Raw genomic sequence first — 22,658 nt, 5'->3', positions numbered from 1 at the left:
AGCGTGAAATGGGGGCGCGAGTAAGTCCACGTGACTTGCCCGCGCCTCCTTCTTTGATCTGGATTTAAACCAATGGGCATCAAGGTGCTCGCGCGCAGAGGATGTCCAGAGGATGTCTACGCCACCCGCTATGATTTTCCCCAACCCCCGATAACCCCCTCCCCTATAAATCAGAAAGGCAGGCACCGCATGGCTGGAGCACCGCCTACCGCGCAGCCCCGCAGACAGTATCTGCGCGTTGCTGCGCTCATCGCGCCGGCGCTGATAGCGCTGGCCGTGGTCATCGGCTATCCCATCGTGCGCGCTGTGATGTTGTCCTTCCAGGGCAACAAGCGGCTTAACCCGACCACGGGTGTATTCGAGGAAGGCGCATTCGCAGGCCTCGAGAACTACCTGTACTGGATCACCAATCGCTGTATGTCTGCCACCGGCCAGGCCACCGCATGCCCGGATGGCGTCATCGCTACTGATTTCTGGCCAGCGCTCAAGATCACGCTCTTTTTCACCGTGGTCACGGTGACCCTGGAAACGATTTTGGGCATGTTCATGGCGCTGGTGATGAACGGCGAATACCGCGGTCGCGGCCTCGTGCGCGCGGCGGTGCTGGTTCCCTGGGCCATTCCCACCGCAGTCACCGCGAAGCTATGGCAGTTCATGTTTGCACCGGATGGCATCGTTAACGCGCTCATCGGCTCGCGCATCGCATGGACCACGGACCCGTTCTATGCCCGCCTCGCGGTGATTATCGCTGATGTGTGGAAGACCGCCCCGTTCATGGCACTGCTCATCCTGGCGGGCCTGCAGATGATTCCGCGCGATGTCTATGACGCAGCACGCGTGGACGGCGCCTCGCGTATCCAAACCTTCTTCACCATCACCCTGCCACTGGTGCGGCCGGCACTCATGGTGGCCATCCTCTTCCGTACGCTGGATGCGCTGCGCATGTACGACCTACCGGTCATCATGATCTCCGCTTCCTCCAACGCGCCGACGGCCACCATTTCCCAGCTGGTGGTGGAAGACATGCGCCAGGGCCACTTCAACTCAGCCTCCGCGCTGTCCACACTCATCTTCCTGCTTATCTTCACCGTCGCGTTCATCCTCGTCCGTTTCCTCGGCGCTGATATCTCCGGTACTGCTCGCCAGAAGAAGGAGAAGAAGTCATGAAAAAGCTTGGCCACTACCTCGGCATCCTCTTCATCATGTTCTGGGGGCTCGCGCCCTTCTACTGGATGGTTGTCACCGCCTTGCGGCACAAGTCCCATACCTTCGACACCACCCCGTGGCCCACGCACGTGACCTTGGACAACTTCCGGGATGCACTGGCAACAGACAAGGGCAATGACTTCCTCAACGCACTGGGGAACTCTTTGCTTATCTCCCTAGCCACGACCGCTGTCGCAGTCCTCATCGGCGTGTTCACCGCCTATGCGCTAGCTCGCTACGACTTCCCTGGAAAAGGTATCGTCACCGGCATCATCCTGGCCGCCTCGATGTTCCCGGCCATCGCGTTGGTGACCCCGCTCTTCCAGCTCTTTGGCAACCTCGAGTGGATTGGCACCTACCGCGCGATGATCATTCCGAATATCTCCTTCGCGCTGCCCCTGACTGTCTACACGCTGCTGAGCTTCTTCCGTCAGCTGCCCTGGGAGCTGGAGGAGGCCGCCCGCGTGGACGGTGCCTCCCGCGGCCAAGCCTTCCGCCTCGTGCTCCTGCCCCTGGCCGCGCCCGCGCTGTTTACCACCGCCATCATCGCTTTCATCACAACGTGGAACGAGTTCATGCTGGCCAAGCAGCTATCCACCACTGCTACTGAGCCGGTGACCGTGGCTATCGCGCGTTTCTCGGGCCCCTCGGCCTTCGAGTACCCCTATGCCGCCACCATGGCCGCGGGCGCACTGGTAACGGTTCCGCTCATCATCATGGTGCTCATCTTCCAGCACCGCATCGTCGCCGGCCTCACCGCCGGAGGTGTCAAGGCTTAATGCGCCGTGAACTGCTATGGGACACCGCGCTGGGATTCGTTGGCTTCTTTGCCTTCCTGGCGCTGGTGCAAGCAGTCCTCAATCTTTTTCACCCCTCCCCCGCCATCTGGCCGGGGCTCCTGGCGGGCGCGCTGTGCCTGGCGGAGTTTCTGCTGTGGCGGGCCAAACGGAAGGATCTCCGATGACCTGGCACAATAACGCCATTTTCTACCAGGCCCTCGTGGGCTCGTACAAGGACACCCACGGCGAAGGCGTTGGCACGCTACGTGGAGTTATTGAGAAGCTGGATTACCTCAAGTGGCTCGGAGTGGACTGCCTGTGGCTCTCCCCGTTCTATGCTTCCCCGCTGCGCGATGACGGCTATGACATCGCCAACTACTACTCCATTCACCCTGACTACGGCACGATGGAAGACTTTGACGAGCTCGTCACCGAACTTCACGCTCGTGGCATGCGCCTCATGACGGATTTGGCTTTCAACCACACCTCTACCGATCATCCGTGGTTCCAGGCCTCCCGCACCGATCCGGAAGGCCCTTACGGCGACTATTACGTGTGGGGCGATGATCCCCTGCGCTACCCCGAGATCCGCATTATCTTCACCGATACGGAAACCTCGAATTGGGCATGGGACCCGGAGCGCAAGCAGTACTACTTCCACCGCTTCTACTCACACCAGCCGGACCTAAACTACGACAACCCGAAGGTCCACGAGGAAGTATTCAAGATTCTTTCCTTCTGGCTAGATAAGGGCGTGGACGGCTTCCGCCTCGATGCCATCGCCTACCTGTACGAGCGTGATGGGGTGGGCGGCGAGTCTCTGCCGGAGACGGTCGAGTTTGTGGAGAAGGTCCGCGCCTTCATCGACGAGAATTACCCCGAGGCCATCATGATCGCGGAGGCTAACCAGCCGCCCGAAGAAACCATGGAGTTTTATGGCACGGGCAATCGCTTCCACATGGTGTTCAACTTCCCAGTGATGCCGCGGCTTTACCAAGCCCTCGCGCTGGGGGACGCCACACCGGTCTACGACATCATGGCGGAGCTTCCGGAGCTTCCCCAGGGTTGTCAGTGGGGCACCTTCCTGCGCAACCACGACGAGCTGACCCTAGAAATGGTCGACGAGGACCAGCGCGCCATCATGTACGAGCACTACCTGCCGGATGAGCAGATGCGCGCCCACGTGGGCATCGCGCGGCGCCTCGCGCCACTGTTGGGCAATGATTACCGCAAGATTGAGCTTTTTTATTCACTTCTCATGACGCTGCCGGGCGCGCCTTTTTTGTATTACGGCGATGAAATCGGCATGAACGATGCCTCCGAGTTGCCCGACCGCGATGCCGTGCGCACGCCCATGCAATGGGAGCCCGGTGAGGGCGCAGGTTTCACTACATCCGCTCACCCGCGCCGTCCCATCGTCGGCGGCGTAGGGGTCTCAGTGAAAGAGCAGCTTGCCGACGACTCCTCGCTCCTCCACCGCCTCCGCGGTCTAATCCAGCAGCGTAAGGCACATCCGGAACTCGGCACCGCACCTTTCGAAGCCGTGGAAACCGGTCAGACGGGCGTTCTGGGATTCCAGCGCGGTGAGTTGTTGTGCCTGCACAACTTCACGGATCAGACCGTCGACCTAGGCCCTGTGGAGCTCGGGCCCTATGGCTACGCCTGGCTGCCCATTGAGGCTTAAAAGGCGCTCGTTTCTCACCTCATATTTCGCGCTAGGTTAACTGAAAGTTAACTCGCCGTGAACGAAAGCTAGCTTTTAGAGAACTTTACCTATATAGTTGGTTTAACCCCATGATGCGGACGGCCGCATCATTACGACAAGAAATAGAGAGGTGAGCCAAATGAATACCCTGACCGGATTCCTTTCCGCCATCACTAACGAATTCAAGAGTGCCACCGGAATCAACCTTGACACGGTGCACCCGGCGCCGCTGGTATCGCAGATCGCCGAAGATCTGCACAAGCACGGCCTTGTCCCAGCCACCCGCACCGACATCGAAGAGTCCTACGCGGCGCTGACCAACTCCTTTCCCAGCGAAGAGGATCTCACAGAGGTTGAACTCTTCCTTTACAACCTCGGCTGGCTAGCCGACGCTCCAGATAAAGCCGCTTAACTCAAGCCTCGCCCCCGCCTCCGGGGAGCGAGGCTTTTCTTTTACCCGCACCAGCCAATCCCACCAATACCACGCCAATTACACTGGCAACCATGTGCCCGACACACCATTCCCGAGGAAACCCTCACCTTTTTTCATCCCACCTACCTGCACAAACGCGGGCTGTGAGGGAAATCACCCGCGCGCCGCTATACATTCCTATACAAAACTTCTCTACACTGTCGAAACATGACTATTTCCTCACATTTGTCGGAGCTTGACTCCCTGAGCGCCGACACCACCGCAGGCAAGATCGCTGAACTGAAGAGGCGTCGCGAAGCAGCGGCGCAGCCCATGGGTGCAAAAGCCCACGACAAGGTCCACGCCCAGGGCCGCCTCACAGCCCGGGAGCGCTTGGACTACCTCCTCGATGAAGGCTCCTTCGTGGAGACCGACATGCTCGCCGTGCACCGCACCACGGACTTCGGGATGGGCAAGAAGCGCCCGCTGACCGATGGCATCGTCACCGGTTGGGGAACCATCGACGGCCGCGAGGTCTGCATCTTCTCCCAGGACGGAACCGTCTTCGGCGGCGCCCTCGGCGAAGTCTACGGCGAGAAGATGATCAAGATCATGGAGCTGTCCATCACCACCGGCCGCCCGCTCATCGGACTGTACGAGGGCGCCGGCGCCCGCATCCAGGATGGCGCCGTGTCCCTGGACTGGATTGCCAAGACCTTCTACCAGAACGTCAAGGCCTCCGGCGTCGTCCCACAAATCTCCGTCATCATGGGTGCTTGCGCCGGCGGCAACGCCTACTCCCCCGCACTGACCGACTTCGTGGTGATGGTGGATGAGAAGTCCAAGATGTTCGTCACCGGGCCCGACGTCATCAAGACCGTCACCGGTGAAGAAGTCAGCCAGGAAGAACTCGGCGGCGCCGGCGTCCACATGCATAAGTCCGGCACCTCGCACTACACCGCTTCTAGCGACGAGGAAGCGCTCGATTGGGTACACGACCTACTGACCTACCTACCCTCCAATAACCGCCAGCTGACCCCGGTTGAGCCCTACGAGGAGCTGGGCGAAGAAACCGTCGACGACCTCGTGCTGGATAGCATCATCCCGGATTCCCCGAACCAGCCCTATGACGTCAAGGAGATCATCGAGGCTCTCACCGATGACGGCGATTTCCTGGAGATCCAAGCCGACCGCGCCGATAACGTCGTCACCGCCTTCGGCCGCATCGAAGGGCGCACCGTAGGGTTCGTGGCCAACCAGCCCCAGGTCTTCGCCGGCTGCCTCGACATCAATTCTTCGGAGAAGGCCGCGCGCTTCGTGCGCACCTGCGATGCCTTTAATATCCCGATCATTATGCTGGTCGACGTCCCCGGCTTCCTCCCCGGCGCCGACCAGGAACACGATGGCATCCTGCGCCGCGGCGCCAAGCTGCTCTACGCCTACGCCGAAGCCACCGTTCCGAAGATCACCGTCACCCTGCGCAAGGCCTACGGCGGCGCTTACTGTGTGATGGGCTCCAAGGGACTGGGAGCGGACGTCAACCTGGCTTGGCCCACCGCCCAGATCGCGGTCATGGGCGCTGCCGGCGCCGTCGGTTTTATCTACCGCAAGGAGATCAAGGCTGCCCACGAGAAGGGCCTCGACGTAGCTGAACTGACCAAGTCCTTCGAGCGCGAATACGAAGACCACATGCTCAACCCGTATAAGGCAGCGGAGCGCGGGCTTATCGACGCCGTCATTCTCCCCTCTGAAACCCGCAGTGCAATCGCCAAAAATCTGCGCTTCTTCACGGACAAGAATGTGGCCCGCCCGGCACGCAAGCACGGCAACATCCCGCTTTAGGCTGCGCTCGGAACGAGCGCAGCGTAGTGCAGAAGACGCACTGTATTACACTAGTGTCCCATGACTGACTTGAAGACGACCGCTGGCAAGATCGAGGACCTGAGCGCCAAGCTCACCGAGTCCCGGGCGCCGCAGGGAGAGGTTCCTGCGGCCCGCAGCGCCATCGAGGCGCTCTTTGACGCCGGATCCTTCGTGGAGACCGACGCGCTCGCTCGCCACCGCTCCACCGAGTTCGGCCGCGAGCACATCCGTCCTTACACCGATGGCGTCGTCACCGGCTTCGGCACTGTCGATGGCCGCAAGGTCTGCGCCTATGCGCAGGACGCCTCGCTTTTCGACGGCACCATGGGCGAGGTCTATGGCGAAAAGGTCACCAAGCTTTATGACCTGGCCATTAAGACCGGCGTGCCCATCGTCGCACTCGTCGCCAGCGATAAGCCCCGCGCCCAGGAGGGCATTGTCTCCTCCGCCATGCAGGCCCGCATCCTGGCCCGCGCCACCACCGCTTCCGGCCTCATCCCGCAGGTCACGACAGTCTACGCGGACTCCAAGGAGGCCTCGCTCGTAGCCGCGCTGTCGGATGTCGTCATTGCTCCGGACGGTGACCTGCAGGCGGATGGGGAGCACGAGGTGAACGTCGCCAAGCGCGTGCTCTCCTACCTGCCTTCCAATAACCGTGCCGCCGCTCCCCGCACCGAGGCCACCATCGTTGCGGGCTCTGTGGAGGAGAACATTACCGACGCCGACCACGCCCTCGATACCCTCGTGGGAGATGACGGCGCCGTCGATCTCGCCGACGTGGTCACCGCCACCTGCGAGGATGTTTTCGAGCTCGGCGCCCAGGTGCGCGGTGTCTTCACCGGCTTCGGTCGCGTGGAGGGCCGCACCGTGGGCATCATCGCCAACCGCGACTCCTTCGATGCGGAAGCTGCCGCTAAGGCCGCGCGTTTCATCCGCCTCTGCGATGCCTTCAATACCCCCATTATCGAGTTCGTCGACTCCCCGGCGCTGGATGTGGAGAAGGCAGCGCTGGCCAAGCTGGTGCACGCCTACTCCGCGGCGAGCGTAGGCAAGATCAGTGTCATCGTCCGCCGCGCGCACGGCACCGGCTACATCGCTTTCGGCTCCAAGGAACTCGGTGCGGACCTGTCCTATGCGTGGCCGACGGCCGAGATCTCAGTGGCCGATGCCCCTGCACTGGCCGCAGAGCTAGAGCTGAGCGAGGAGGAGGCCGCCGCCTACCTGACCCCGTACCAGGCCGCTGAGCGTGGTCTCGTCGATTCCGTCATTACCCCGGCAGCCACCCGCGGCTCCCTCATCGAGGGCCTGCGCCTGCTGGATCGCAAGATTATTCCAACCCTGCCGAAGAAACACGGCAATATCGTTTTGTAGAGGTTTCCCTATGACCGCTTCCCTGTTTACCGTTCTGCGCGGCAACCCCACCGACGCTGAGGTGGCGGCCCTGTCCACGGTGCTCAGCCAGCTCGACTCTGAGGCGCGCGCCAAGGCCGCCGATATCCACTCCGAGCGCGACCTGTGGGGCCAGCCGGGTGACGTATTCAACCCGTCCGCCTTCCGCAACGTCCGCTACTACTAAGCGCATGCGCCTGGTTCTAGCTTCCCAGTCCCCCTCCCGCCTGTCCATCCTGCGGGGTGCGGGCGTGGAACCCGTCATCGCCCCGGCCCACGTGGATGAGCGGGCCATCGAGGAGCGCCTGGCGGGTGCTGAGCCCGCCGAGATCGTCTGTGCGCTGGCTACTGCTAAGGCAGAGGCTATTGCTCCTGACTATCCCGAGGACGTCGTGGTGGGCGGGGATTCCATGCTGCTTCTCGACGGCTCCCTCCAAGGCAAACCCCATACCCCCGAGGCCACCGTGGAGCGCTGGCACGCGCAGGCCGGGCGCGCCGCGGAGCTCATCACCGGCCATTGCGTGCTGCGGGGCGATAAGCGCTTCGTAGAAGCCTCGCGCACGACGGTGCACTTTGCCCAGGCTTCGAACGCCGATATCGAGGCCTACGCCCGCACCGGCGAGCCACTCGAATGCGCCGGCGCCTTTACCTTGGAAGCCCTCGGCGGCTGGTTCATCGACCGCATTGAGGGCGATCCCTCCTCCGTTATCGGCCTTTCGCTACCAGTGCTGCGCCGCGCGCTGTATTTCTTTGGGCTCAACGTTTCCGATTTCTGGGCTCAGCACTAATTCTGGGCGAGCCCTTCTAGTTCCGGGCGAACCTTCCAGGTTCGCCCCTTTCAAGGTTCGCCCCCTCTGGTGGCCGTGGCGCCACATGGCTAGAGTGGGGCGGCATGGAAATGAAAGATATGCTCGCTCCCCCGCCCATCAAGCTGCCCGCCGATCCGGGTGCTGACAGTACCTCCGATCTCACCGCCGGAATCGTCGCCCACCCGGATTCCCCGCTGCTCTGGGCTCTGCTGGCGGAACAGGAACTAGACAAGAACAAGGGTGCTGAGCCCACCGCTTTCATCACCGCCTACGCCTATGCGCGTACCGGCTACCACCGCAGCCTCGACCGCCTGCGCGGCAATGGTTGGAAGGGCTGGGGCCCTGTCCCCTTCTCCCACGAGCCCAACCAGGGTGTGCTGCGCGCGATTGCCGCTCTGGGCCATGCTGCAAAGGCCATCGGTGAGGACGCGGAGTATGACCGCATCCGCCAGATGCTTTCCGACGCCGACCCCGAGTCCGTCGCCGCGCTGCTGGACTAAGCAGCTCGGCCAGCCCGACTGGCTAGGAACAACGCCACTCTGCTCGCCGCGTAAACCGCGGCGGCCCCTGCATAGAAAAATCCCGCGGACCTCGAATACTGAGGCCGCGGGATTTGTTTGTCTGCCCTACAGCAGCGCGGAGAGTGACTTTTAAGCCTTATCGCCATCCGCCTTGGCAACCAGATCGCCGGTGTTCTGCGCGGTGCGGATGTTTGCCACGAAGAACTCCAAGATCAATCGGAACTGGATGACGTAAAAAAGGAAGGTGATTCCGCCGAAGATCACAGCACCGAGGAACGCAAGGATTCCCAAAAGAACGCTATCAGCGAAAAACGCGAAGGAGAAGAGGATCGTTCCTACCCAGAAGACTGCTGACAAAATGACGAGCAGCATATAAATGAAGGACGAGAACTTCAGGGTGATAAAGTTGCTGAAAGAGAAGTCAAACAGCGCCTTGAAGAATCCCGTGCCCTTGGAAGAACCGCCATTCGGCGCAGCCTGCTGCGGGTACTGATTCTGCGGGGAGGCCGCAAAGGGCGAGTTCTGCTGGCCAAAGCCCTGCTGCTCCTGGGTGCCGAAACCTTGCTGTCCTTGGGAGCCGAAACCTTGCTGCTCCTGTGCACCGAAGCCCTGGTTCTGCTGGGAGTAGCTACCAAAACCGGACGTGGAGTTGGAGTGAGAGGCCTGGCTACCGAAACCATTGCTTGACTGCTGCCCAAAGCCATGGCCCTGGTTGGATTCCGTCTGCGCACCACCGCCAAAGCCGTCGTTGCCATAGCCGTTAGTGCCGTAGCCGTTGTCGCTGTGGCTCTGGTTCGAGTTCGTCGACTCAGCGGCATGCTCGGCGCCAGCACCACTATCGGTGTTGTAGGAAGCATAGGAGGCGCCAAAGGAGTCCTGGGTGGAGTGGGTGTCCTGGTCCTTAGCGGACTCGGATGCGGGCTCAGCAGAAGCAAAGCCTTCGCTAAACGTGCTGTCCTTAGCTTCGCGGTCAGTGTCCGGCTGCGAATCCTGGGAAGAGGCGCTACCAAACGAGGAAGTCTCAGCGGAGTTCTCGGAGTAATCGCCGTATCCTGCCTGGCCACCCCAGCCAAAGCCGGAGTTCGAATCCTGGGCATTCCAGCCAGACGCCGAGCTATCCTTGTTGGACTGGGGGCTGCCGTAGCCGCCAAAGCTACCGAAGTTATCGTTCCCAGAGTTCTCGCCGTGGGAACCGTTAAAGCTGTTATCGCCCACGTTGCTATCGCTGTTGTCGGCGTTCTCACCAAACTGGTTGGGGTTCGTCATTATTCCTTAGACCTTTCGGAGAATCATCGATTTTCGCAGCACGCTACAGCACTACACTGGCGCAATTTTTACCCCTTCGAACGTACCTGAGATCTCGCTCACCGGCAGCCCGGCTCGGGGAATAAGCCCCAAGAAAATGCAAATTTCCCCTGCCGCGGCAGGGGAAACTCGATAAGGCTAGCGCGAAAATAAACGCTTATGCGTGCTTGGCCTCCACGCGCTTGATGGCTTCAGCCGCCACCTTTTCCTGGATGCCCATGTCCAGCTCAGAGGTGAAGCCCACGCAGGAGCAGTTGATCTCACCAAGGACATAGGTGTCTTCGCCGTTCTCACCGTCCGCCAGCATGAAGTCTGCGGTCCAGATCAGTGGGATGTTGTCACCACCGAGCTTCTCTGCAATGACCGGGCGGACCTCAGCGAACATGTCGACGAGTTCCTGCCACTCCTCCGGCTTCTGGTAGGTGTACTTAGCACCGGAGAACAGGGTCGCGGAGAAAGCGTCACCGCCCTCAGCCGGCTTCTTGTGCACCACGAAGACCGGATCCGGGCCCACGAGAAGAATACGAATCTCGCCTTCAACGATGCGCGGCATGAAGCGCATGTCCACGAGCATGCCGTTGTCCCCCACGATGTACTGGTCGCAGAAATCCATAAACTCGCCGAGCTCGCGCTCCTCGGTGTGGTTGTCCACAGCCTCGGTGCACTTGATCTTGGTGTCGAGAGGCAGTGCGGTGCCCGGTTCGACGGACTCGGCCAGCTTCTCGTCGGCAAGGCGCACGCGCCAGATGCCGGAACCAGTGGAACCGCGGTTCTGCTTGAGCACGCGCTCGCCGTAGGACAGGGAGGCCGGGAAGGTCTTGTGGAAGGACTCGACGTCGTAGTAGGCGGCGGTGTCAGCCGGAACCAGGTCCGTGTCATTGAGCTTAACCAGGGCATCCTTGGCGCCGTAAGCCATCATCTCGTACGGGGTGGACATGCCGACTAGGCCGGCGTCGGACAGCTTGGTGAGCAAGTCGAAGTAGCCTTTCTCACCGCCCGGGATGTTGCCCGGGTTCACGCGGGAAATGTAGGCATCGAAGTTCTCAGATACATACTCAAAGAGCTTCTCAGACCACTCGGGACGGTAGAACACGACCTCTGCGTGCCAGCCTGCATCCTTGATGCAGTCGACGATCGGCATGGTGTCCTTACGGTGTCCATTGATCTGCTTGTCGGATCCGCCCTCGACCTCGAAGACGACGATTGCCTTGTGCACAGTGCTTCCCTTTCGCTAGGGGGTTAATGAGTGTCACTTCTTAAAATAACCCAGGTTAGGCCTGTTCGCTCACCTGAAGAAGCGACGCCAAAATGCGATAAAAGTCGAGCTTAACGCAGTTTGTGGCCCCTGACCTGCACACTTGTTATAACCAGTGCACGGGAGCTAGCACCCTACGGCACAAAAATGTATCCAACACCACAAAGAGCCCTCCCCCGTGACCACTTTTCGGCCGAGCACGCTAGAGTTGAAGCGAACGTTTCCCCTTAACGAGAAAGGCAGGTGGACCGTGGCCGAATTCGACCCGAATCCCCCTTTCCAGGAGTACGCGCACCCTGAGCGCCTCGTGTCCGCACCGTGGCTATCCGCGCGACTGGGCATCAACGGCCTCCACGTCATCGAGGTCGATGAGGATTCACTCCTCTACGATATCGGCCACATCCCCACCGCTATCCGTATCAACGTCCAGACAGAACTGCTCGACAGTACAACGAGGGACATCATCGGCGCGGAAGATTTCACAGCCCTCCTTCGCTCGAAGGGCATCGAGCGCGATGACACCGTCGTCCTCTACGGCGACAAGTCCAACTGGTGGGCTGCATTCGCCCTGTGGATCTTTGAGCTGTACGGCCACGAAGACGTGCGGCTTCTCGATGGTGGCCGGGACGCCTGGATGTCCGAGGAACGCGATACCTCGTTTATGGTCCCTGACCCAACCGCTTCCTCCTACCCTGAGGTTTCCCGCGAAGAATCATCCCGCATCTTCGTCGACGAGCTGCGCGGCTCCACCGCCACGGTGGTCGACACCCGCAGCCCAGACGAGTTCTGCGGCGAAGCTGCCCTCAAGAACGGAACTGGTGAGTCTGCCTACGGCACCACCTTGACCCACGGTCACATCCCAGGCGCCATCAACCTCGAGTGGGATCGAGCGGTCTACCCCAACGGCTGCTTCCGCGCGCTCAGCGAGCTCAAGGTCAACTATGGCGAGCTAGAGCCCGCAACGGAAACCGTCCTCTACTCGCATGTCGGCGCTCAGGCCGCACACACCTGGTTTGTACTCAAGTACCTGCTCGGCTTCGACAACCCGCGCGTCTACGATGGCTCGTGGGCAGAGTGGGGCAACATGGTTCGAATGCCCGTTGAGCGTTAAGAACACACCGAATTAACCCCGCATCCACGCTGGTGCGGGTTTATTTTTTGACACGAAACCAAGATGTGAAGGTATCCTCATGTTTTGGTGTGCAAGAATAGTACGCAGTCCTATCAGAAAAAATGGAGGAGGGTTCCTGCCGTGGCAGTTGAAACCAAGAACATCACCAAGGTCCTCGTGGCCAACCGCGGTGAGATCGCGGTCCGCGTTATCCGCGCGGCTCGCGACGCCGGCATCGCATCCGTAGCGGTCTACGCTGAGCCAGATGCTGACGCCCCATTCGTCACGCTTGCCGACGAAGCCTTTGCACTCGGCGGTCAAACTTCCGCAGAGTCATACCTCGACTTCAACAAGATTCTCGACGCCGCCTCCAAATCCGGCGCCGACGCCATCCACCCCGGCTACGGCTTCCTCTCCGAGAACGCCGATTTTGCCCAGGCCGTCATCGACGCGGGCCTGACCTGGATCGGCCCCTCCCCGAAGTCCATCGCCGACCTGGGTGACAAGGTCACCGCCCGTCACATTGCCGAGCGTGCTGACGCTCCCATGGCACCGGGCACCAAGGATCCCGTCGCCAGCGCAGAGGAGGTCGAGGCCTTCGCCGACGAGCACGGTCTACCGGTTGCCATCAAGGCCGCTTTCGGTGGCGGTGGCCGCGGCATGAAGGTCGCCCACACCCGCGAGGAGATCAAGGACCTCTACGAGTCCGCCACGCGCGAGGCCGTCACTGCTTTCGGCCGTGGTGAGTGCTTTGTCGAGCGCTACCTGGATAAGGCCCGCCACGTCGAGGCTCAGGTCTTGGCTGACCAGCACGGCAATGTCGTCGTCATGGGCACCCGCGACTGCTCCCTGCAGCGCCGCTTCCAGAAACTCGTTGAAGAAGCTCCTGCCCCCTTCCTCACCGATGAGCAGCGCGCCTCCATCCACGAATCTGCCAAGCGCATTTGCCGCGAGGCCGGATACTACGGTGCCGGCACCGTGGAGTACCTTGTGGGCGCCGATGGCCTCATCTCCTTCCTTGAGGTCAACACGCGCCTCCAGGTCGAGCACCCCGTTACCGAGGAAACCACTGGCTTCGACCTCGTTCGCGAGCAATTCCGCATCGCCGAGGGCCGCGAGCTTTCCATCTCCGAGGACCCGGCTCCGCACGGCCACGCCATCGAGTTCCGCATCAATGGCGAGGACGCCGCTGCGGGCTTCATGCCAGCCCCCGGAACCGTCGCCACGTACTCCGAGCCTTCCGGCCCGGGCGTGCGCATGGACTCCGGCGTGCGCGAAGGTTCCGTCATTGGTGGCCAGTTCGACTCCATGCTGGCCAAGCTCATCGTCTGGGGCCCGGACCGCGCGACTGCCATTGCGCGTGCACGCCGCGCCCTAGCCGAGTACCGCATCGAGGGCCTGCCCACGGTTATCCCCTTCCACCAAGCAATCCTCACCGATCCCGCCTTCACCGCCGAGGACGGTAATTTCACGGTCTACACCAAGTGGATCGAGGAAGAGTGGGTAAACGAACTGCCTGAGTACACCGACACCACCGAGGCTCCCGAGGACGAGGAACAGGAGGCCGCCCAGAAGTTCGTCGTCGAGGTGGGCGGCCGCCGTATCGAGGTGGCCCTGCCGGGCAACCTCCTCTTGGGCGGTGGCAATAAGCGCAAGAAGTCGAAGAAGCGTCGTGGCAAGGGGGCGTCGGCAAACGTGTCCGGCGACACCGTGACCGCGCCGATGCAGGGCAGCGTCATCAAGGTCGCCGTCGAGGAGGGCCAGGAAGTGGAAGAGGGCGAGGTCGTTGTCGTCCTCGAGGCCATGAAGATGGAGAACCCCGTCAAGGCCCACAAATCCGGCACCGTGACCGACCTCAAGGTGTCCACCGGCACGCAGATCAACAAGGGCGAGCCGATTCTGGAGATCAAGTAGCCTCGGAAGGCATGAGCGTTAACGATTCCGAGTTCGGCGTACGGTTGGCCAAGGAGCACGACCGTACCTACCTCTCCCGCCTTCTTTTCCTCGCCGATGTCCTCGGTGACGAGGACGCCCATATCGGTGATTTCCACACGCCTGATGTGGGGCTGTACGTCGACGAATGGTCGCCCCATGTCGACGGCGGCGTCATCGCCGTCTCCAGCCACCGCGTGCCCGTTGGTGGCGCGTGGCTGCGCTACTACACCACTGAAACGAAGGGTGCTGCTTACACCGGCAATCCAGAGGCCGATCCTTTTGATGAGTCCCAGTGGGCCACCGACCTGGATCCGGAGGAGATTCCCGAGCTCTTCCTTGCGGTGGAGTCCCGCTACAGGGGCTTGGGCGCTGGGCGACGCCTCCTGCGCAACACCTGCGACCTCGCCGAGGCGCAGGAAGCCCCGGCTATTTCGCTGTGGATTGAGCCGGAGAACACCGGCGCCCGCAAGCTGTATGAATCCGAGGGCTTCGTCGACATCGACGTCCCGGGCCGCCCGGATGCCCACGTGATGCTCAAGCGCTTCTAGCAGCACAAGTCCGCAAAAGGGTGTCGACTATACTCGACGCTTTCTCGATTTCCCCTAGAAGTGTCGACTATACTCGACACCTTTCGCGGCGCGCCTACGGCAGCGCGAAGAGCGACGTTGCTCACCCACCGCGGATCCAAGTCGGGCCACAACGACGGTTTCCGTATAACACTGCACGTATCTTCGCGAAAACGCGACTAGCTTCTTCGCTCCCCTCGCAACGCGCAACGTCTACGTGCCTCCATCGACATGCGGGAGGCATCTGATAAAAGGCATCAGTCAAAAGGCGTTTTCACGGCTGAAAACGCCTTTTACTCAGTGCAGATGGCGTTTTTGGACCCAAAGATGCCTTCTGCCAGATGCCTTTTGCGAGGCGCCCTCCTGACTTAGGTCAATGTAGTGAGGAAGAATCCCATCCCACCGCCAAAACCACCAGGGAGCAGCGCAAAGAATGACGCTGCTCACCCATCCATGACCTAAGTCGGCCTTTAGTTGATGACCGCGATGAGGTCGCCGCCCTCAACCTTGGTGGCGGCGCCAATGGCGACGCGCTCGATGGTGCCGTCCTTGGTGGCGGAGATGGAGGCTTCCATCTTCATGGCCTCGATGACGGCGATCTGGTCGCCGGCCTTGACCTCGTCACCCGGCTTGGCGGTCGGGTTCACCACGCCGGCAAACGGTGCGGCCACGTGGCCTTCGTTGGACGGGTCAGCCTTCTCCACGGTGGCGACGGTGGACTCCACATTGTTGTCGCGAACCTTGAGCGGGCGGATCTGGCCGTTGACGTTGAGTACGACGTTGCGGATGCCCTTCTCGTCCGGCTCACCCATAGCATCAAGACGCAAGGTGATGGGCTTGAGGTCTGCGCGGTCGTTGGAGCCCTCCGGGAAGTGGTGGACAATGTAGTCCTTACCTTCTTCCAGTCCGTAGAAGAAGACGGTATCCGTCAGCGCCTCGGTATTGCCGTAGGTGCGGCGGAACTCGTTGAACTCCTCGAACTGCTTCGGGAAGAGCAAGCGGTTGAGGGAGGCACGGCGCTCGGTGGAATCATCCGAACTCAGGTGCTTCTTCTCCTCTTCGGGGACGGGCTTGACGGCAACGTCGCCAGGCGCGCGGCCCTCCAGGACCTTGTCGCGCAGCGGCGGCCAGCCACCCGGAGGCGTACCGAGCTCACCGCGTAGGAAGGCGATGACGGAATCCGGGATGTCGTACTTGGTGGGGTTGGCCTCGAAGTCAGCCGGGTCCACGCCAGCACCCACGAGGTGCAGAGCGAGGTCACCGACCACCTTGGAGGACGGAGTCACCTTGGTCGGGCGGCCAAGCATCTCGTTCACCGCAGCGTAGGTGTCCTCGATAACCTCGAAGCGGTCCTCCAAGCCCAGCGCGGTAGCCTGCGCGCGCAGGTTGGACAGCTGGCCGCCCGGAATCTCGTGGCGGTACACACGGCCGGTCGGGCCAGGAATGCCCTTCTCGAACGGCTGGTAGAGCTGGCGCACTGCCTCCCAGTAGGGCTCCAGGTCGGAGACTGCTTTGAGGGAGATACCGGTGTCACGCGAAGAGTTGGAGAACGCCGCGATGATGGCTGACAGCGATGGCTGAGAGGTGGTTCCCGCTAGCGGTGCGGAGGCACCGTCGACGATGTCCGCGCCAGAGAGGGCCGCCGCGTAGTAGGTAGCCAGCTGGCCACCCGCGGTATCGTGCGTGTGCACGTGAACCGGCAGATCAAACTCCTTGCGCAGAGCCATGACCAGCTTGGATGCGGACTCCGGACGCAGCAGGCCTGCCATGTCCTTAATGGCCAAGACGTGGGCGCCGGTGTTGACGATCTCTTCGGCCAGCTTGAGGTAGTAATCCAGCGTGTAGAGCTTCTCATCCGGGGAGCACATGTCGCCGGAGTAGGCCATGGCAACCTCGGCCACGGTGGTGTTGGTCTCTAGGACGGCGTCGATAGCCGGGCGCATCTGGGTGACGTCGTTTAGCGCATCGAAGATACGGAAGATATCCACGCCGGACTTAGCAGCCTCCTGCACGAAGCCGGTGCACACATCGTTGGAGTACGGCGAGTAGCCCACGGTGTTGCGGCCACGCAGCAGCATCTGGATGTTTTGGTTCGGCATGGCCTCACGCAGCAGATCCAGGCGCACCCACGGGTCCTCCTTGAGGAAGCGCATGGCGACATCGTAAGTAGCACCACCCCACGCCTCCACGGAGTAGAGTTCCGGGGTCATGCGGGCGACGGCTTCAGCAGCCGTGACCAGAGCGGTACCGCGCACGCGGGTAGCCAGCAGGGACTGGTGAGCATCGCGGAAGGTGGTATCGGTGACCGCCAGAGCATCCTGCTTACGGATCTTTTCTGCCCACTTCTTCGGGCCCAGCTCCAGCAAGTCGTCACGGGAACCGCGCGGCAGCTCGGAGTTAAAGTCCAGATCCGGCAGCTTATCGAAGGGGCGCAGGGTGGTCGGACGCTCACCGTTCGGCTTGTTGACGGTCACGTCAGCGATGTAGTCGATGATGCGGCCAGATTCGTCCACAGCCGGCGGGGCCTTCAGCAGGTCCGGGTGCTCCGGAATGAAGCTGGTGTCCACGCGAGTGTTGACGAAGTCCGGCTCGCGCAACAGAGCGCGCAGGAAGCCGATATTGGTGGCCACGCCGGCCACGGTGAACTCGTTGAGCGCGCGCTGCGCACGGGCCACGGCTTGCTCGAAAGTGACACCGCGGCAGGTCATCTTCACCAGCAGCGAGTCAAAGTTCGGGGAGATCTCCGCGCCGACGGCCGTTGCACCGTCGAGACGCACGCCCGCGCCGCCCGGCGAGCGGTACTGGGTCAGCGTGCCGGTATCTGGGCGGAAGCCGTTAGAGGGGTCCTCAGTGGTGATACGGCACTGCAGTGCCGCGCCGGTGATGTGGATATCCTCCTGCTTGAGGCCCAGCTCCTCCAGGGAGAGGCCCGCGGCAATCTGCATCTGGGACTTCACGATGTCCACGCCCGTGACCTCCTCGGTCACGGTGTGCTCGACCTGCACGCGCGGGTTCATCTCGATGAAGACGTGGTTGCCCTTCTCATCAACAAGGAACTCGACGGTACCAGCGCCCTCGTAATTGATGTGCTCGCAGAACTTCACGGCGTCCGCGCAGATGCGGTATCGCAGTTCCGGGTCCAGCGTCGGCGCCGGGGCAATCTCCACAACCTTCTGGTGGCGACGCTGCACGGAGCAGTCGCGCTCGTACAGGTGCATGACGTTGCCCTGGGAGTCAGCCAGAATCTGCACCTCAATGTGCTGCGGGCGAATGACCGCGGTCTCGAGGTAAACATTGCCATCGCCGAAGGCGGCCTCCGCCTCGCGGGAGGCCTCAGCGCACTTGGTCTTCAGTTCTGCTTCGTTCTCGATGAAGCGCATACCGCGGCCGCCACCGCCGGCCACTGCCTTCACGAAGACGGGGAACTCAAAGTCCTTGGCGTACTCCGCCAGCTTGTCGACGTCCGTCGAGGGCTTCGAGTCCTTCAACGTAGGCAGCCCTGCTTCCTCAGCTGCAGCCACAGCGGCGGCCTTATCGCCGGTCAGGTCGAGGGTCTCAGCCGTGGGGCCGATGAACTTGATGCCGTTGTCACGGCAGGCGCGAGCCAAATCTGCACGCTCTGAAAGGAAGCCATACCCCGGGTAAATGGCATCCGCACCGGACTTCTTGGCGGCGCGAATAACCTCATCGATATCGAGATAAGCCTTGACCGGCTGACCCTCGGTACCGATACGCACGGCTTCATCCGCGAAGGCGCGGTGGAAGGAGTTGCGGTCTTCTTTGGGATAAATTGCAACGGTCTTGGAACCGACCTCAAAGGCGGCGCGGAAGGCACGCACGGCAATCTCACCGCGGTTGGCCACCAAGATCTTGGAGAAGGACTTGTGGGCGGTATCAGACACTAGGAGTGATCCTTTCAGATAGGAACAATACGAAGACAAGGATAGTGTCCGAGGCGACAACGCGGGCGAGAATCGGCTTATATGTCAACAGGAATCCACACGCTGCACATAGTCGGACAAAGAAGAAAACCAGCCCACGAGAAGAAAGTTTCGTGCGCTGGTTTTACGCTGACTAGGTCCGCTTCTCTTAGATCTGCTTCGGAGGAACGGAGCGCTGCTCCTTGCCGTTGTAAGCAGACAGCGGGCGAATGAGGGAGTTGTTCTCGTTCTGCTCCACGATGTGTGCGGTCCAGCCAGTGATGCGGGCCATCACGAAGATCGGGGTGAAGAACTCGATGTCGAAGCCCAAGATGTGGTACGCGGGGCCAGCCGGGAAGTCCAGGTTCGGCTGGATCTTGATGGAGGTGTTCTCGTACATGGTCTTAGCCATCTTCTCGTACATCTCCACCCACTGCTCCTGGCCGTGATCCTTGGCCAGCTCGCGGAAGGCAGCCTCCATGGTCGGAACACGGGAGTCACCGTTCTTGTACACGCGGTGACCGAAGCCCATGACGAGCTCCTTGTTCTTGAGCTTGTTGAGCGTCCACTCCTCTGCCTTGGCCGGGTCACCGACCTCCAGGAAGTTCTTCATCACGGCCTCGTTAGCACCACCGTGTAGCGGGCCCTTCAGGGCGCCGATGGCGGCGGTAACAGCGGAGTAGGTATCGGACATCGTGGAGGTCACCACGCGGGCAGCGAAGGTGGACGCGTTGAAGGAGTGCTCCGCGTAGAGGATGAGGGACTTATCAAAGGCCTCAATATCGGAGCGCGACAGGGCTGGGGAGCCTTCCTCCTCACCGAAGACCATCCACAGGAAGTTCTCCGCAAAGCCCTTCTTGCGGGAAGGCTCGAGGTATCCCTCGCCACGGCGGCGACGGATGTCGAGTGCGACGATGGTCGGCAACTTCGCCATAAGCTCCAGCGCGGTGCGGCGGATGTGCTCGGAGTCCTTGGTGTACTCCTCCGGATCCTGGGAGCCGATGAAGGAGACTGCGGTACGCAGCACGTCCATCGGGTGGCAGGACTTCGGCATGGAGGTGATCAGGTCGATGAGGTGGCGGTCCAGGTGACGCAGTGCCTTCTCACGGGCGGAGAAGCGGACCAGCTCATCCTGGGTCGGCAGCTCGCCATTCCACAGCAGGTAGGCAACCTCCTCGAAGGAGCAGTAGCGGGCCAGCTCCTGCACCGGGTAGCCACGGTAGGTCAGGGAGTTGGTCTCCGGGACAACCTTGGACACGGCGGTCTCGTCGACGACAACGCCGTACAGGCCCTTGCGGATCTCTGGGGTTTCAGACATGGTGTTTCTCCTTAAGTGGGGGGCCTAGCGTGTGGGCTAGGCCGGGGGATTAGTCAAAGGTGGGCTTGTAGCTGTCCTTGGAGTACGTGAACACGCTCTGGTCGAAGGCGTTGTACTCGTCGTAGCGCACCAGCTCGTAGAGGCGGGAGCGGTGCTGCATGCGCTCGAGCCACTCCTCGGATTGCAGTCCGGTCTCCTGCATGTCGCGGAGGAATTCTTCGGTAGCACCCATGGCCACGCGCAGGGTGGACACCGGCCAGATGACGGCGTTGTAGCCCAAGTCCTCAATGCGCTTAGCCGACAGCAGCTCAGTCTTGCCGAACTCCGTCATGTTGGCCAGCAGCGGGGTGTCCACGGCGGCGCGGAACTTTTCAAAGTCCTCCGGCGAGTACAAGGCCTCGGTGAAAATGAGGTCCGCGCCGGCATCGGCATAAGCCTTGGCGCGCTCGATGGCCTCATCGATGCCGTGGATGCCGGCGGCATCGGTGCGGGCACAGATGATGAAGTTCTCATCGCGGCGCTCATTGACGGCGGCGGTAATGCGGCGAACCATGAGATCCGACGGCACGACTTCCTTACCATCGAGGTGACCGCAGCGCTTTGGGTTGACCTGGTCCTCCAGGTGGCAGCCGGCCAGGCCAGCGTCCTCCAGCGCGGCAACCGTGCGGGCGGCGGACATGGGTTCGCCGAAGCCGGTGTCGGCGTCGACAAGCACCGGCAAATCCGTGGCACGGGCAATGTGCCCAGCGCGCTGCGCCACCTCGGTGAGCGTAGTCAGGCCGATATCCGGCAGGCCCAGGTCATTGGCCAGCACCGCACCGGAGACGTACACGCCGCCGAAGCCACCGAGATCCTGGATAAGCCGCGCGGTCAGCGGGTTGAAGGCGCCCGGCAAAGTGGTAATTTCCGGTGCGTTCAGTGCCTCGCGGAAGCTCTTGCGCTTGTCTGCATTGCTGATAGTGGAGCCAAATAGGCCAGCCATTTAGAACAGTCCCTTCGGGGTCTCGGGTGCGGTGGCGATAGCCTCGTCGGTGAGGCGAACGTTGAGTTCGTTCAGGTCGGTGAGGTTCTCCAGGTTCTGCGCGGCAGCGAGGAAACGCTCCTGCTCCTCCTCCGAGACCTTGCCGGCAGCGAGCTTCTTGAACTTGTTGATGTACTCCTCGCGGCCGAAGGGGCGGGCGCCGAGCGGGTGGGCGTCGGCCACCGCGCGCTCATCCTCAATGACGGTGCCGTCCTTGAAGGTGATGACGGCCTTGCCGCCGAAAGCCTTCTCATCCAGGTCGTTGGAGTGGTAGCGGCGGGTCCACTCCGGGTCCTCGACGGTGGAAATCTTGTGCCACAGGTCGATGGTGTCCTGACGGTGCTTGCGCCCGTCAGAGTAGGAGGTCTCGTAGTCCCACTCGCCGTCCTGCAGGGCCACGGCGAAAATGTACATGATGGAGTGATCCAGGGTCTCGCGGGAGGCGTTCGGATCCATCTTCTGCGGGTCGTTAGCGCCGGTGCCGATGACGTAGTGGGTGTGGTGCGAGGTGTGCAGGACGATGGACTCGATGTCCTCCGTCTTCAGGCCCTTCTCCGCGAGGGTCTTCTTGAGGGCAAAGGCCATGTCGATCGGGGCCTGTGCCTGGTACTCCGCGGAGTGCTCCTTGGTGTAGGTGTCCAGGATGGCGCGCTTTTCTTCACCCTCCGCCGGAAGGGGGACGGTGTAGGTGCGCTCCGGGGAGTGCAGCATCCAGGCGATGAAGCCGTCCTCACCTTCCCAAATCGGGGCCGGGGCACCCTCGCCGCGCATGGAGCGGTCCACTGCCTCGATGGCCATCTTGCCCGCGAAGGCTGGGGCGTAGGCCTTCCAGGAGGAAATCAGGCCCTTGCGGGACTGGCGGGTGGCGGTGGTGGTGTGCAGTGCCTGGCCGATGGCCTGGTAGATGGTGTCCACATCGAGGTTCAACATGGTGCCGATACCCGCGGCGACGGACGGACCAAGGTGTGCCACGTGGTCAATCTTCCACTCGTGGAGGCAGATGCCCTTGACCAGGTTAACCTGGATTTCGTAGCCAGTAGCCAGGCCACGGATGAGGTCCTTGCCGGTCAGGCCCTTGTGCTGAGCCACGGCGAGAATCGGCGGGATGTTATCGCCTGGGTGGGAATAGTCGGCAGCAAGGAAGGTGTCGTGGTAGTCCAGCTCACGCACGGCAGTGCCATTAGCCAGGGCTGCCCATTCGGCGGAGTAGTTACCGTCCACGCCGAAGATGGTGGCGCCGCCTTCCTGCACCGGGTGGGCCTGCGCAATGACGCGGGCGGAGGTAACCGGGCGGCGGGTGGCGGAGGCAACGGCCACGGAGGCGTTATCGATGATGCGGTTGATGATCATCTCGGTGGTCTCGGCCGGAACCTCGACGGGATCGGCAGCTACCTTGGCAACCTTGTAGGCCAAGTGCTCTTCAATAGGAAAGTCCTCGGCGGACTTGTGGGTACGTACTTCGTGATTAATCAACGGGATTCCCTCCTAGACCAGAACAACGATTGCGATAGGCATCACACTAACCCCACCCCGTGTGACCTGC

At 61.7% G+C, this 22,658-nt stretch carries 19 protein-coding genes; 13 read left to right on the top strand and 6 right to left on the bottom strand.

Annotation, left to right across the window (positions count from 1 at the left end; translation table 11 throughout):
- Window positions 1–189 precede the first annotated feature (189 nt).
- The 10 genes from QP363_RS03745 to QP363_RS03700 all read left to right on the top strand — a co-directional run bounded on the left by QP363_RS03745 (window position 190) and on the right by QP363_RS03700 (window position 8,663).
- The gene (locus QP363_RS03745) at window positions 190–1,167 is read left to right on the top strand and encodes a carbohydrate ABC transporter permease (protein WP_070644354.1); all 978 of its coding nucleotides are present in this window, start codon (window positions 190–192) and stop codon (window positions 1,165–1,167) included.
- The gene (locus QP363_RS03740) at window positions 1,164–1,985 is read left to right on the top strand and encodes a carbohydrate ABC transporter permease (protein WP_070446356.1); all 822 of its coding nucleotides are present in this window, start codon (window positions 1,164–1,166) and stop codon (window positions 1,983–1,985) included. Before QP363_RS03745 ends, QP363_RS03740 begins: the two co-directional genes overlap by 4 nt.
- Window positions 1,985–2,170, top strand: coding sequence for a hypothetical protein (locus tag QP363_RS03735; RefSeq protein ID WP_070446358.1), 186 nt, complete (start codon window positions 1,985–1,987; stop codon window positions 2,168–2,170). The genes QP363_RS03740 and QP363_RS03735 overlap by 1 nt, the downstream gene beginning before the upstream one ends.
- The gene (gene treS / locus QP363_RS03730) at window positions 2,167–3,669 is read left to right on the top strand and encodes a maltose alpha-D-glucosyltransferase (protein ID WP_284762831.1); all 1,503 of its coding nucleotides are present in this window, start codon (window positions 2,167–2,169) and stop codon (window positions 3,667–3,669) included. The genes QP363_RS03735 and treS overlap by 4 nt, the downstream gene beginning before the upstream one ends.
- Before the next feature lie 160 nt (window positions 3,670–3,829).
- The gene (locus tag QP363_RS03725; RefSeq protein WP_070446363.1) at window positions 3,830–4,102 is read left to right on the top strand and encodes a hypothetical protein; all 273 of its coding nucleotides are present in this window, start codon (window positions 3,830–3,832) and stop codon (window positions 4,100–4,102) included.
- A gap of 228 nt (window positions 4,103–4,330) precedes the next feature.
- Window positions 4,331–5,944 (top strand): acyl-CoA carboxylase subunit beta, encoded by a 1,614-nt coding sequence (locus QP363_RS03720; protein WP_070521352.1) that lies wholly within the window; start codon window positions 4,331–4,333, stop codon window positions 5,942–5,944.
- Window positions 5,945–6,004: 60 nt separating this feature from the next.
- The gene (locus QP363_RS03715) at window positions 6,005–7,336 is read left to right on the top strand and encodes a carboxyl transferase domain-containing protein (protein WP_070446373.1); all 1,332 of its coding nucleotides are present in this window, start codon (window positions 6,005–6,007) and stop codon (window positions 7,334–7,336) included.
- Between the two features lie 10 nt (window positions 7,337–7,346).
- Window positions 7,347–7,541: an acyl-CoA carboxylase subunit epsilon gene (locus QP363_RS03710; protein WP_070446375.1), complete on the top strand. Its 195-nt coding sequence runs from the start codon at window positions 7,347–7,349 to the stop codon at window positions 7,539–7,541.
- Between the two features lie 4 nt (window positions 7,542–7,545).
- The gene (locus QP363_RS03705) at window positions 7,546–8,142 is read left to right on the top strand and encodes a nucleoside triphosphate pyrophosphatase (protein ID WP_070446377.1); all 597 of its coding nucleotides are present in this window, start codon (window positions 7,546–7,548) and stop codon (window positions 8,140–8,142) included.
- A 104-nt stretch (window positions 8,143–8,246) separates the two neighbouring features.
- A complete protein-coding gene (locus tag QP363_RS03700) occupies window positions 8,247–8,663 on the top strand; it encodes a DUF3151 domain-containing protein (RefSeq protein WP_070446379.1) in 417 nt (138 codons plus the stop codon).
- Between the two features lie 150 nt (window positions 8,664–8,813).
- On the opposite strand, the gene QP363_RS03695 is transcribed toward QP363_RS03700, so the two are convergent.
- Window positions 8,814–9,950, bottom strand: coding sequence for a DUF4282 domain-containing protein (locus QP363_RS03695; RefSeq protein WP_070446381.1), 1,137 nt, complete (start codon window positions 9,948–9,950; stop codon window positions 8,814–8,816).
- Window positions 9,951–10,146: 196 nt separating this feature from the next.
- Window positions 10,147–11,205, bottom strand: a complete 1,059-nt coding sequence (locus QP363_RS03690) for a Cj0069 family protein (protein WP_010189357.1) — start codon at window positions 11,203–11,205, stop codon at window positions 10,147–10,149.
- 289 nt (window positions 11,206–11,494) lie between these two features.
- Here QP363_RS03690 and QP363_RS03685 point away from each other — a divergent pair, with 289 nt between their 5' ends.
- The 3 genes from QP363_RS03685 (at window position 11,495) to QP363_RS03675 (ending at window position 14,838) form a co-directional block, all read left to right on the top strand.
- The gene (locus QP363_RS03685) at window positions 11,495–12,355 is read left to right on the top strand and encodes a sulfurtransferase (protein WP_284762829.1); all 861 of its coding nucleotides are present in this window, start codon (window positions 11,495–11,497) and stop codon (window positions 12,353–12,355) included.
- A 141-nt stretch (window positions 12,356–12,496) separates the two neighbouring features.
- Window positions 12,497–14,269, top strand: coding sequence for a biotin carboxylase N-terminal domain-containing protein (locus QP363_RS03680; protein ID WP_070446385.1), 1,773 nt, complete (start codon window positions 12,497–12,499; stop codon window positions 14,267–14,269).
- 11 nt (window positions 14,270–14,280) lie between these two features.
- Window positions 14,281–14,838: an N-acetyltransferase gene (locus QP363_RS03675; RefSeq protein ID WP_070730537.1), complete on the top strand. Its 558-nt coding sequence runs from the start codon at window positions 14,281–14,283 to the stop codon at window positions 14,836–14,838.
- Between the two features lie 488 nt (window positions 14,839–15,326).
- Here QP363_RS03675 and QP363_RS03670 read toward each other — a convergent pair whose 3' ends face one another.
- The 4 genes from QP363_RS03670 to prpD form a co-directional block, all read right to left on the bottom strand.
- The gene (locus tag QP363_RS03670; protein ID WP_070446389.1) at window positions 15,327–18,758 is read right to left on the bottom strand and encodes a pyruvate carboxylase; all 3,432 of its coding nucleotides are present in this window, start codon (window positions 18,756–18,758) and stop codon (window positions 15,327–15,329) included.
- Window positions 18,759–18,945: 187 nt separating this feature from the next.
- Entirely contained in the window at window positions 18,946–20,094 is a 1,149-nt protein-coding gene (locus QP363_RS03665; RefSeq protein WP_070446391.1) for a bifunctional 2-methylcitrate synthase/citrate synthase, read from the bottom strand.
- Between the two features lie 49 nt (window positions 20,095–20,143).
- The gene (gene prpB / locus QP363_RS03660; protein ID WP_070730536.1) at window positions 20,144–21,076 is read right to left on the bottom strand and encodes a methylisocitrate lyase; all 933 of its coding nucleotides are present in this window, start codon (window positions 21,074–21,076) and stop codon (window positions 20,144–20,146) included.
- Window positions 21,077–22,588: a 2-methylcitrate dehydratase PrpD gene (gene prpD, locus QP363_RS03655; RefSeq protein ID WP_070446395.1), complete on the bottom strand. Its 1,512-nt coding sequence runs from the start codon at window positions 22,586–22,588 to the stop codon at window positions 21,077–21,079.
- Window positions 22,589–22,658: the final 70 nt, after the last annotated feature.

Source organism: Corynebacterium sp. UMB6689, from assembly GCF_030215295.1.
GTDB lineage: Bacteria > Actinomycetota > Actinomycetes > Mycobacteriales > Mycobacteriaceae > Corynebacterium > Corynebacterium aurimucosum.
Note: the sequence above shows the minus strand (reverse complement) of the source record. Positions and strands in the feature narration are given on the sequence as shown.